This window comes from Rhizobium sp. NLR22b (assembly GCF_019685295.1).
Lineage (GTDB): Bacteria > Pseudomonadota > Alphaproteobacteria > Rhizobiales > Rhizobiaceae > Rhizobium.
Map to the genome: position 1 here is coordinate 30,825 of NZ_JABDWM010000013.1, position 11,839 is coordinate 42,663.

The following is an 11,839-nucleotide window of genomic DNA, read 5'->3' on the forward strand; positions in this document are numbered from 1 at the left end:
GGACAGATATCATGCAAGATAAGACGCATCTCGTCGACGACATCACCGGCCATCGCCGCATGCGGCGCAACCGCAAGGCGGACTGGACGCGCCGGCTGGTGCAGGAGAACCGGCTGACGGTCGACGACCTGATCTGGCCGATCTTCATCGTGCCGGGTTCCGGCATCATCGATCCGATCCCGGCCATGCCCGGCGTCAACCGCATGAGCATCGACAAGGCCGTCGAGGCCGCCCGCGAAGCGGCCGATCTCGGCATTCCGGCGCTGGCGACCTTTCCCAATATCGAGATGGAGCTACGTGACGAGACAGGCTCGAACAGCCTCGAGGCCAACAATCTGATCAATAAGGCCACGGCGGCGATCAAGAAGGCGGTGCCGGAGATCGGTGTCATCACCGACATCGCGCTCGACCCCTTCACCAGCCATGGCCATGACGGCATTCTGAGAGACGGCGAGATCGTCAACGACGAGACGGTCGATCAGGTGGCGCGCGCTGCCGTGATGCAGGCCGATGCTGGCGCCGACATCATCGCGCCGTCGGAGATGATGGACGGGCGCATCGGCGCCATCCGCATGGCGCTCGATGCCGCCGGCCACCAGAGCGTCGGCATCATGAGCTATGCAACGAAATTCGCCTCTGCCTTCTACGGCCCCTATCGCGAGGCGATCTCGACAGGCGGCCTGCTGATAGGCGACAAGAAGACCTATTATATCGACCCGGCCAACGGCACCGAGGCGATCCGCGACGCCGCCCTCGACGTCGAGGAAGGCGCCGACATGCTGATGGTCAAGCCCGGCCTGCCTTATCTCGACATCTGCTGGCGGATGAAGGAGGCCTTCGGCCTGCCGACCTTCGCCTACCAGGTTTCCGGTGAGTATACGCAGATCAAGGCGGCAGCGATGAACGGCTGGATCGACGGCGAGCGGGCGATGCTCGAAACGCTGCTGTCGTTCAAGCGGGCGGGATGCGACGGCATCCTCACCTATTTCGCGGTCGAGGTGGCGAAAATTCTCGCAAAGAGGTGATTTCGGGGCGAATGATTGTATTTCGCCCCGCCGACACCATATCAGCGGCGTCGCTTTTGCGAGAGGAGATCGAGATGAGCTACAACCCCAATCCGCTTTATGCCGCACCGGAGGACTGGCGCGCCTATAGCGGCGTGTTGAGCCGCCGTGTGTTTGCCTTCATGCTCGATTACCTCATCGTGGCGCTGCTGTGCATTCCCGCGGCGATCGTTCTGTTCTTCCTTTCGATCGTCACGCTCGGCCTCGGCTTCTTCCTCTACCCTGCCCTCTTCGTCATCGTCGCCGGCCTTTACTTCGGCCTGACCGTCGGCGGACCGAGCCAGGCTTCGCTCGGCATGCGGGCAATGGGGATTGCGATCGTGCGCGTCGATGGACGGCCGATGGATTTCCTGACGGCGATCGTGCATCTGGCGCTGTTCTGGATCCTGAACTCGGTGCTGACGCCGCTCATCCTGCTTGCCGGCCTGTTTATCGAGCGCAGCCGTCTCATCCACGACCTACTGGTCGGCACGGTGACAGTGCGCACTGCCTGAGATCCTGCTGCCTGGGACCTGGTGGCGGAGACGAAAAAACTCTCCGCCTTCCCTGTACCGGGGATCACGATGCTCCATATCCAAGATTAGAAGACTGAAATGAAGGGCGGAGACCGCCGCGCTGTTGACGTTTTCTATTCTTAGGTCATGCTGTCAGAAAACGGCACTGTCTCGACAAGGAAACTTCCGCGACAAATGAATACGCAGACGACGCCATCCCCGCAGTTTTATCTGACGGCTCCGGCTGCGTGTCCGTATCTGCCGCATGAGATGGAGCGCAAGGTCTTCACCCATCTGGTCGGCCCGCGGGCCGCCGAGATGAACGACATCCTCACCCAGGGCGGGTTCCGCCGCTCGCAGAACATCGCTTACCGCCCGGCCTGCGAATCCTGTCGCGCCTGCGTTTCCGTGCGGATTCTCGCCCAGGAATTCGAACCGACGAAATCGATGAAACGGGTGCTTGCCGCCAATTCCGACGTCATCGCCACCGAATTCGCAGCCCAGCCTTCCAGCGAGCAATATTCACTCTTCCGGCGCTATCTCGATTTCCGCCACCAGCAGGGCGGCATGTCCGACATGACCGTGCTCGATTATGCGATCATGGTGGAAGACACGCATGTGAACACGCGAATCATCGAATACCGCCGGCGCGAGGAAGGCTCCGGGCTGGAGGAGCGGCCGAAGGGCGAACTGCTTGCCGCCGCACTCACCGACACGATGAGCGACGGGCTGTCGATGGTCTATTCCTATTTCAATCCGGCGCTCGAGCGGCGTTCGCTCGGCACATTCATGATTCTCGACCATGTCAGGCGCACCAAAGCGCTTGGCCTGCCGCATGTCTACCTCGGCTACTGGGTTCAGGGTTCACGAAAAATGGACTATAAGACCCGTTTCCAGCCGCAGGAGCATCTCACTCCGCGCGGCTGGGAGCGTTTCGACCCCTCCTCCATGCCCGAAAGCACCCACGATTAGAGCCTTTCCCGGTCAGCTTGGAGCATTCTGTTGGCTCAAACGGAGTCGGATGGTCGACCGGCCGGCGCGCGTCGTAGCCCAGATCTACGGCCAAGCCGGCCGGTCGAGCAGGCGGCCCGTTTCAGCCAACCCTCCCCCAGATTTGCCAGGCAAATCTGCAAGACTAAAAAATCGCCGGATGCACTTGTCGCTTCGCCACGGCGAAGCGGTGCGGCCGGTGGGCCGGGCATCTCTAGCCAGGGCAGAGGCGATCGGCTCGGACGTACTTGGGGGTATGCCCGTCGCCAATCGCTTCTGCCCTGACGAAAACCTGCTCCGGCAGAATGCTTCAAGCTGACCAGCAAAGGCTCTAAATGCTCCCCACCGCTCTTTCCGATCATCGGAAGGGCCTGCTGCTGACGGCGATCGGCGGGCTGGCGCTTTCCATGGATATCCCGCTCGTCCGCCTTGGCGACGGTGACATCTGGTCGATTCTCGGAATGCGGAGCGCAGCAACGGTCGTCGCCACGCTCGTCATATTAGGAGCAATGCGCCTGGTTTCGGGCAAGTGGCCGGTTCTCGTTCCGGGGCGACCCGGTTTGCTCGCCGGTCTGCTCTACGGTCTCTCTTCCCTCACCTTCGTGCTGGCCGTCTTCAATACGGCCACAGCCAATGTCGTCTTCATCGTCGCCTTCAACCCGATGTTCGGAGCTCTTCTTTCCTGGATTTTCCTCAAGGAGAAGCCTCCGGCCGCAACGCTGGTCGCGATGCTGTTCATGATATCAGGCGTCGGATTGATCGTGAGCGAAGGACTTTCCAGCGGCCATGTTTTTGGCGACGCCATGGCGCTTCTCAGCGCGCTCATTCTTGCCGCAGCCATTACGGTCGGGCGTGCCTCTCGCCGGCAAATGGGCTTCGTGCCGCTGCTTGCCGCCATCCTGCCGGCTGTACTCGGCCTCACGCAGGCTCTGCCCTCAGGGCTTGCCATCGTCCATCCCGGCTGGATCCTCTTCAACGGCGCCATCGTGATGCCGGTCGCCTTCTGGTGCCTGGCGACAGGACCACGTTATCTGTCCGCGGCTGAAGTCGGCATGTTCTATCTCTTGGAAACGGTGCTGGCGCCGATCTGGGTCTGGCTGATCTTTGCCGAAACGCCCGCGACCATGACACTCGTCGGCGGCGGCATCCTGACGGCGACAATCGCCGTGCATTCCCTCTGGATGGCGCGACGCAAGAGCGTCAGGCAAGTCTCATGATGTGACCCTGGCCCCATGTCATACAACGATGAAGGAGCGACGCGCTTCCCTTGGGACTTCAGCGTGCCGCTCAACCGGTAGCCTTCAACTGCTGCTGTTCCAGTTCCCGGCCGAGGGCTTCGACGACATGCGCCCAGCCTTGCCGCGTTTTCTCCTCGTGTGCGGCCCATTCGGCGCACATTTCGTGGGTCAATGTAAGGCGGCTGCCGCCGCCGAGAGGCTCGATGTCGATTTCGACGCGATCGCAATTGTGGTCGTGCTCCTCGACGGAAAAGCTGAAGACCATGCGTTGCGGGCGCTTCAATTCCAGAAAGACGCCCTGATGAAAGGCGTCGCCGGTCGGGCGGCGGTCAACGACGAAGAAACGGCCGCCGACACGCGGGTCGATGTCGGCACGGATGACATGTCCATCATCGGTCGCAAACAGGAAGCGGCGGGCAATTTCGGGGTTGAGCCAGGCGTCGTAGACCACAGCGGGCGGGGCCTTGTAGGTCTGGCTGACATGCAATTTGATGGTGCTGGCGGGCATCGATTTTCCTCCGGTAGGGGCACGGGCGCCTTCTCGAGGCGCAACGGACCACAGCCGCTCCGTCCGCCCACGCAACCGGCCTTCTCTTATTTTGATAACAGCAATGAGATAGAGAAGTTCCCACGCCCGCCAAGAGCCGAGCGCGGAATTTAATTCGACAGAAAACCAAGGCGTTACGACGGTCCTTTGCGCGCCTGGACAGGTGCGCGGCGCCGTAAAGCCTCAGCCGGCGAATTTGCCGCTGCGCGGGAAGCCCTTCGGCACGGTGCGGCCGGCGCTAGCGCGATCGCCCAGCCATTCGGCCAGTTCGTCCTTGTTCTTCGTGAAGGTGCGGCCGGCGCTGTCTTCCCAGACGAGGCCGTCTGATATTGCGAAGCAGCGGACATCGGAAATGCCGCCATCCTTGTAGCGCTGCAGGCGCACGCCCTTGCCGCGCGACATTTCCGGCACCTGCGCGAGCGGGAAGACCAGCAGCTTGCGGTTCTCGCCGACGACGGCAACATGATCGCCGCTAACCGGCACCAGCAGCTGCGTTTCCTCCGGCAGCGCGACATTCATGATCTGCTTGCCTTTGCGCGTATTGGCGACCAGCTCCGCCTCTGGAACGACGAAACCGTTGCCCGCCGTCGACACGATCAGTTGCTTGCGCGCGGAATCGTGGACGAAGGCGGTCAGCACCGCCTGGTCGTTATCCATGTCGACCATGATACGCAACGGCTCGCCGTGGCCGCGTCCGCCCGGCAGCTTGTCACCACCGAGCGTGAAGGCCTTGCCGCCTGTCGTGACGATCAGGATCTTGTCCGTCGTCTGCGCCGGGAAGGCCACCTTCAAGCCGTCCCCTTCCTTGAAGGTCAGCGTCGCGGTGTCGGCGATGTGGCCCTTCAGGGCGCGGATCCAGCCCTTTTCGGATATGACGACCGTGATCGGCTCCTTCTCGATCATCGCCTGCTGGATCGCCTCTTCATCGGCCTCAGGCGCGTCGGCGAACTGGGTGCGGCGGCGGCCGACCTCGGTCGCCTTGGCGAATTTCTTCTTCACCTCGCCGATTTCCCAGGCAACCGTCTGCCACTGCTTGTCGTCCGAGGCAAGCAGCGCCTCGATCTCGCTCTTTTCCTTGGTGAGTTCGTCAAACTCCTTGCGGATCTCGAATTCTTCCAGTTTGCGCAGGGCGCGCAGCCGCATGTTGAGGATCGCTTCGACCTGATTGTCGGTCAGATCCCATCGCGCCATCATGACCGGCTTCGGCTCGTCTTCCTCGCGAATGATCCGGATCACCTCATCGATGTTGAGGTAGGCGATCAACAGACCGCCGAGGATCTCGAGACGCTTGTCGATTGCGGCCAGGCGGAAGCGCGACCGGCGCTGCAGGACTTCGCGACGGTGGTCCAGCCACTCCTTCAGCACCTCGTTCAGCGCCATGACTTTGGGGATGCGCCCCATGGACAGAACGTTCATGTTGAGCGGAAAGCGGCTTTCGAGCTCCGTCAGCTTGAACATCGATTCCATCAGGATGGTCGGATCGACGCTGCGGGACTTCGGCGCCAGGACGATGCGAATGTCCTCGGCCGATTCATCGCGGATGTCTTCCAGCAGCGGCAGCTTGCGGGCGATCAGCAGCTCGGCGATCTTCTCGATCAGCCGCGATTTCTGCACCTGAAAGGGAATTTCGGTGATGACGATCTGATAGCCGCCGCGACCGAGATCCTCCGTCTGCCATTTCGCCCGCACGCGAAAACCGCCGCGGCCGGTGCGGTAGCTCTCGATGATGCTGTCGCGGCTGTCGATGATAATGCCGCCTGTGGGGAAATCCGGGCCGGGAATGAATTCGACGAGCTTTTCGATGGTCGCATCGGGATGCTTGATCAGATGCAGGGCGGCGTCGCAAAGCTCATGCGCATTGTGAGACGGGATCGAGGTCGCCATGCCGACGGCGATGCCGGAGGAGCCGTTGGCGAGCAGGTTCGGGAAGGCGCCGGGAAGCACGACCGGCTCGGAATTCGATTCGTCGTAGGTGTCGCGGAAATCGACCGCATCCTGATCGATGCCTTCGAGCAGCAGTTCGGAGACCGCCGTCATCTTCGATTCGGTGTAACGCATGGCGGCGGGGCTGTCGCCGTCTATATTGCCGAAATTGCCCTGGCCGTTGACCAGCGTATAACGCTGCGAGAAATCCTGGGCGAGACGGGCAAGCGCGTCGTAGATCGACTGGTCGCCATGCGGATGGTAGTTACCCATCACTTCGCCGACGATCTTGGCGCATTTTCTGAAGGCCGAAGTGGGCCTCAGCCCCATCTCGTTCATCGCGTAGACGATGCGGCGATGGACAGGCTTCAGCCCGTCGCGCACGTCAGGCAGCGCGCGGTGCATGATGGTCGACAGCGCATAGGCAAGGTAACGCTGCTCGAGCGCCGCCTTGAGGTCGACCGGCTGGATGTTGTCGTCGTCTCCGCCGGAAGGCGGCAAAATCTCTTGTCCCATGGGCCTTGACTAGCCCAGAAGTGGCCGGCGGGCAAGGAATCCGGCCTATTGCAGCTGTGGATGAAGTCTTGGGGGCGACATCAAAGGATGAGACAAACGTTCCGCCGCAATTTGGACTTCGTTTGCCGTTCCCTTCAACAGAAATTTAGAAGTCCGCAAATATAAAGCGGCCCCAATCCGTAGTAGCGTAACTGCAGATTTCCAAACCGCCACACGCCACCAGAGGAATCACCCTTATGAACATTTATCGGACAACGCGGCTGATGCTGTCGGGCGCAGCCTTTTTCTCGCTCGCCGGCTCGGCCTTGGCCCTCGACGGCAATGATCTGCTGAAGAAGCTCAATGCCGCCTATGCCGCACAGGGCGGAACGATTTCGGCTGACGGCGTCGATATCAATGGCACCACCGTGACCTTGAAGAAAGTCAGCATCAAACCGGCCGGCAACGAGAGCTTCGCCATCGGCGAAGTCACCCTGTCCGGCGTGGAGGAAGATGAGGAAGGTGGCTATTACATCGAAGAGGCCGCCTTCCCCGATATCAACACGACGAAAGACGGCGTCACCATGACCGCACAAGAGCTGACGCTCGGCGGCATTTCCATTCCGGCGACAGCCGGCGGCGACAGCCTCGACACAATGATGCTCTACGAAACCGCCCATACCGGCCCGCTGAAGGTGGTCAAGGACGGCGCGGAAGTGTTCTCGCTACTGCAAAGCGACATGAACCTGACGCTGCGCGAGGACGAATCCGGCTTCGATTTCGACGGCGCCTTCAAAAGCATGAAGGCCGATCTCACCAAGGCCGAAGATCCGCAGGGCAAGGATGCGATCGAGAAGCTCGCCCTGCAGCACGTCCAGGGCGACATCACCATGAAAGGCGCCTGGGAGCTCGGGCCCGGCACGTTCGACGTTTCGGAAATCGCCTTCGACTTCACGAACATCGGCAAGCTCAACCTCGGCTTCAAGATCTCCGGCTATACGATGGCCTTCATGAAATCACTGCAGGATGCGGTGAAGGAATCGGAATCCAATCCGAACACGGAACAGTCGCAGCAGGCGCTCGGCCTTGCCATGCTCGGCCTGATGCAGCAGCTGTCCTTCGAGGGCGCTCACGTGCGCTTCGAAGATGCCTCGATCACCAAGCGGGCGCTCGATTACGCCGGTTCGCAGCAGAACATGTCAGGCAAGCAGATGGCGGATTCGCTGAAGGCGATGACGCCGATCATGCTGGCGCAGCTCAATATCCCGGAACTGCAGAACGCCGTTTCGGCCGCCGTCAACACCTTCCTCGACGACCCCAAGAGCTTGACGGTGAAGGCCGCTCCTGAAAAGCCGGTGCCGTTCCCGACGATCGTCGGCGCCGCGATGGGCGCTCCGAACACGCTGCCGCAGGTGCTCGGCGTCAAGGTTTCGGCCAACGACTGATCGCTCAAATTGCAAGAAAGGGCCCGACAGTTCCGCTGCCGGGTCCTTTCTTGTTTCAAATCAAACGATCCGCGCAGACAAAAAGCCCGGCGTTTGCGGCCGCCGGGCTTTTCTGTTCGACGCTGAGCCGAACTCAGTCCTTCTTGACCGGCGGGATCGGCCGGATCGAAAGCTCGCGCAGCTGCGTCGGGGTTGCCGGGGTCGGCGCGCCCATCAGCAGGTCCTGGGCCTGCTGGTTCATCGGGAACAGCGAGATCTCACGCAGGTTCTTGGCGCCGACGAGCAGCATGACGATTCGGTCGATGCCGAAGGCGGCGCCGCCATGCGGAGGCGCGCCGTACTGGAAGGCGCGGTAGAGGCCGCCGAAGCGGTCCTCGACGTCCTGCTGGCTGAGACCGACCTTCTCGAAGGCGGCGACCATGGTTTCCGGCGACTGGTTGCGGATCGAACCCGAGGCGATCTCGAAGCCGTTGCAGACGGCGTCGTACTGGAAGGCCTTGATCGTCAGGGGATCCTGGTTCCTGAGCGCATCGAGGCCACCCTGCGGCATCGAGAACGGGTTGTGGGCGAAATCGACCTTCTTTTCCTCGTCGTTCCATTCGAAGAATGGGAAGTCGACGATCCAGCAGAGCTCGAAGCGGTCGCGGTCGACGAGGTTGAGTTCTTCGCCGGCCTTGGTGCGGGCCTCACCCGCAAACTTGTAGAATTTTTCCGGCTCTCCGGCGACGAAGAAGCACGCGTCGCCGTCACCAAGACCAAGTTGGGTCCGGATCGCATCGGTGCGCTCCTCGCCGATGTTCTTGGCAAGTGGTCCGGCGCCTTCGAGCTTCTCGCCTTCCTTGCGCCAGAAGATGTAGCCGAGGCCCGGCTGGCCCTGGCTCTGCGCCCAGGCGTTCATGCGGTCGCAGAAAGCACGCGAGCCGCCTGTCTTGGCCGGGATCGCCCAGACCTGGACCTTCGGGTTGGAGGCGATCATGCCGGCGAAGACTTTAAAGCCCGAGCCGGCGAAATGTTCGGTCACCGCTTCCATGACGATCGGGTTGCGCAGATCGGGCTTGTCGGAGCCGTATTTGCGGATCGCCTCGTCATAGGGGATGCGCGGCCATTCCTTGGTGACCGGCTTGCCTTCGGCAAACTCTTCGTACACCTTGGTCATCAGCGGACCCATGGTGTCCCAGACGTCTTCCTGGGTGACGAAGCTCATTTCGAGGTCGAGCTGGTAGAATTCGCCAGGCAAGCGGTCGGCGCGCGGGTCTTCGTCACGGAAGCACGGCGCGATCTGGAAGTAACGGTCGAAACCTGCGACCATGAGCAGTTGCTTGTACTGCTGCGGCGCCTGCGGCAGAGCGTAGAAGGTGCCGGGATGAATACGGCTCGGCACGAGGAAGTCGCGCGCGCCTTCGGGCGAGGAGGCTGTGAGGATCGGCGTGGTATATTCGGTAAAGCCCGCGCCGCCCATTTCACGGCGCATGGCCGAAATCACCTGGGTGCGCTTGACGATGTTTTTGTGCAGGGTTTCGCGGCGAAGATCGAGGAAGCGATACTTGAGGCGAACGTCTTCCGGATAATCAGGCTCACCGAAGACCGGCAGCGGCAATTCCTTGGCGGCGGAGAGCACTTCGATCTCCTGCGCGTAGAGCTCGATCTCGCCGGTCGCCATGTTCTTGTTGACGGTCTCTTCGGTACGGGCTTTGACGAGGCCGTCGATGCGGATGACCCATTCGCCACGCACGGTTTCCGCCGTCTTGAAGGCAGGGCTATCCGGGTCGGCGACGACCTGGGTGATGCCGTAATGGTCGCGAAGGTCGATGAAGAGAACGCCACCATGGTCGCGAACGCGATGGACCCAGCCGGCGATGCGGACGGTCGAGCCGACATCCGTCTTGCGGAGGGCGGCGCATGTGTGGCTGCGGTAGCGATGCATGATCTCAAATCCTGGCATGTGGCTGAAGACGGCAGCAGGGGTTCGAAGACCCTCCCGCGCCGACAAGAAAATCGGGCGGAAAAGCGCATGGACGCTCCGATTTGTCAAGGCTTGGCGCGCCCCGCCCCTGGGTTTGGCATGCGTTTATGGCAAGGCTGCGACCCGCAGGCTGCGGCAGTTTGGCCGCATTTCCCATATTGATGAAGATGCGGCTCAACTTTAAAAGGATCAGCATTCCCATCCTGGAGCCTCCGCATGCCTCTGCTGACCCGCCGCAACATTCTGAAGGCATCCGTCGCGGGCGCATATGGCGCAGGCATGGCCATTGCGGGCAAATTCGGACTGGCCGAGGCGGCGTCGGAACCGCAGCTGCTGACGGCTGTGAAAACCGAGGCCATCCTGACCGAGGCGGGTCCGACTCGGGATGTCATGAGCTGGGGCCATGACGGCATGCCGCCGGTTCTGAGAATGACCAAGGGGCGGCCCTACGCGGCAAGGCTGAAGAACGGACTCGATGAGCCGACGACGATCCATTGGCACGGGCTTCGTATCGACAACCGCATGGATGGCGTGCCCTTCGTGACGCAGCCCTATATCTATACCGGCGACAGCTTCGACTATGCCTTCACGCCGCCCGATGCCGGCACCTTCTGGTACCATCCGCATTGCAACACGCTGACGCAGATGGGACATGGCATGACCGGCATGCTCGTCGTCGAGGATCCGGCTGATCCGGAATTCGATGCCGAGGTGTTGCTCAATCTGCGCGACTGGCGTCTCGGAGGCGACGGGCAGTTCATCGCGCCCTTCCGGCCGCGCGACGCTGCCAAGAGCGGCACCTACGGCACGGTGCGCACGGCCAACTGGCGCCAGGAGCCGCAATATGACGCCCCGGCCGGCGGGTTGGTGCGGCTGCGCATTGCCATCACCGACGTGACGCGCATCTTCTTGCTGAAGATGGCGGGCGCAGATGCGACCGTCATCGCAATCGACGGCAATCCGGTGCCGAAACGCTTCCCCCTCGACCTCCTGCAGATCGGGCCGGGCCAGCGGCTCGATCTTGTGGTGCGCATGCCGGACGATGAAGGCGCCGTCGCGATACTGGAAGACATTCGCGGCACGGCGCCGAAGACGATCGCCAGCCTGCGTGCGGTCGGGGCATCGCTGAAGCGCGACATCGGCGATCTCGGGCCTCTTGGCCAGAATCCTGTTCCGAAGGCCGATCTTTCCGTTGCCGAACAGATCCCGCTGGTGTTGAGCGCCACTGCGGAAAATGCCGCCGTGGAAAGCATCTGCGGCACGCTCGGCTACAGCTTCTGGGCGATCAACAAGGTGCCGTGGCCCGGAGACACGCCCGATCCGACGGCGCCGCTGGCGGAACTGAAGCTCGGCAGAAGCTATGTCTTCAACCTCGAGAACACCACGCCGCACGCGCATCCGATCCATCTGCACGGGATGAGTTTCACGGTGATCTCCTCCTCGGCGCGGGAGGCGATGCCGCTGGTGTCCGACACCTACCTCGTCCAGCCGGACGAGAAAGTGCAATTGGCTTTTGTCGCCGACAATCCCGGCGACTGGGTGCTGCATTGCCACATCATCGAGCATCAGAAGACGGGAATGACCAGCTATATCAGAGTGAGCTGAAGCATTCCCTGTGCCTCAGTTTGGACGTGATTCTTCTTCAGCAATGCTTGAAGCGTATGCTGTTGTATTGACATA

At 61.7% G+C, this 11,839-nt stretch carries 9 protein-coding genes; 6 read left to right on the plus strand and 3 right to left on the minus strand.

The annotated features are described in order from the left end of the window. Nucleotides 1–11 precede the first annotated feature (11 nt). The 4 genes from hemB to HJC00_RS20710 all read left to right on the plus strand — a co-directional run bounded on the left by hemB (nucleotide 12) and on the right by HJC00_RS20710 (nucleotide 3,765). Nucleotides 12–1,025 (plus strand): porphobilinogen synthase, encoded by a 1,014-nt coding sequence (hemB, locus tag HJC00_RS20695; RefSeq protein ID WP_221147286.1) that lies wholly within the window; start codon nucleotides 12–14, stop codon nucleotides 1,023–1,025. Nucleotides 1,026–1,099: 74 nt separating this feature from the next. Then, nucleotides 1,100–1,558, plus strand: a complete 459-nt coding sequence (locus HJC00_RS20700; protein WP_221147287.1) for an RDD family protein — start codon at nucleotides 1,100–1,102, stop codon at nucleotides 1,556–1,558. Between the two features lie 195 nt (nucleotides 1,559–1,753). Then, nucleotides 1,754–2,530, plus strand: a complete 777-nt coding sequence (locus HJC00_RS20705) for an arginyltransferase (protein ID WP_011424835.1) — start codon at nucleotides 1,754–1,756, stop codon at nucleotides 2,528–2,530. A gap of 353 nt (nucleotides 2,531–2,883) precedes the next feature. Then, nucleotides 2,884–3,765, plus strand: a complete 882-nt coding sequence (locus tag HJC00_RS20710; protein ID WP_221164547.1) for a DMT family transporter — start codon at nucleotides 2,884–2,886, stop codon at nucleotides 3,763–3,765. A 70-nt stretch (nucleotides 3,766–3,835) separates the two neighbouring features. Here the strand turns inward: HJC00_RS20710 and HJC00_RS20715 are convergent, their stop codons facing one another. Continuing rightward, nucleotides 3,836–4,294 (minus strand): SRPBCC domain-containing protein, encoded by a 459-nt coding sequence (locus HJC00_RS20715; RefSeq protein WP_184453111.1) that lies wholly within the window; start codon nucleotides 4,292–4,294, stop codon nucleotides 3,836–3,838. A 222-nt stretch (nucleotides 4,295–4,516) separates the two neighbouring features. Beyond that, entirely contained in the window at nucleotides 4,517–6,772 is a 2,256-nt protein-coding gene (gene parC, locus HJC00_RS20720) for a DNA topoisomerase IV subunit A (protein WP_210628375.1), read from the minus strand. A gap of 236 nt (nucleotides 6,773–7,008) precedes the next feature. On the opposite strand from parC, the gene HJC00_RS20725 reads away from it, so the two are divergent. Next, entirely contained in the window at nucleotides 7,009–8,196 is a 1,188-nt protein-coding gene (locus tag HJC00_RS20725) for a hypothetical protein (protein WP_210628376.1), read from the plus strand. 133 nt (nucleotides 8,197–8,329) lie between these two features. Here the strand turns inward: HJC00_RS20725 and aspS are convergent, their stop codons facing one another. Next, a complete protein-coding gene (gene aspS, locus HJC00_RS20730; RefSeq protein WP_221155846.1) occupies nucleotides 8,330–10,120 on the minus strand; it encodes an aspartate--tRNA ligase in 1,791 nt (596 codons plus the stop codon). Nucleotides 10,121–10,375: 255 nt separating this feature from the next. Between aspS and HJC00_RS20735 the strand changes: the two genes are divergently transcribed. Next, nucleotides 10,376–11,764, plus strand: coding sequence for a multicopper oxidase family protein (locus tag HJC00_RS20735; protein WP_221155847.1), 1,389 nt, complete (start codon nucleotides 10,376–10,378; stop codon nucleotides 11,762–11,764). Nucleotides 11,765–11,839 lie beyond the last annotated feature (75 nt).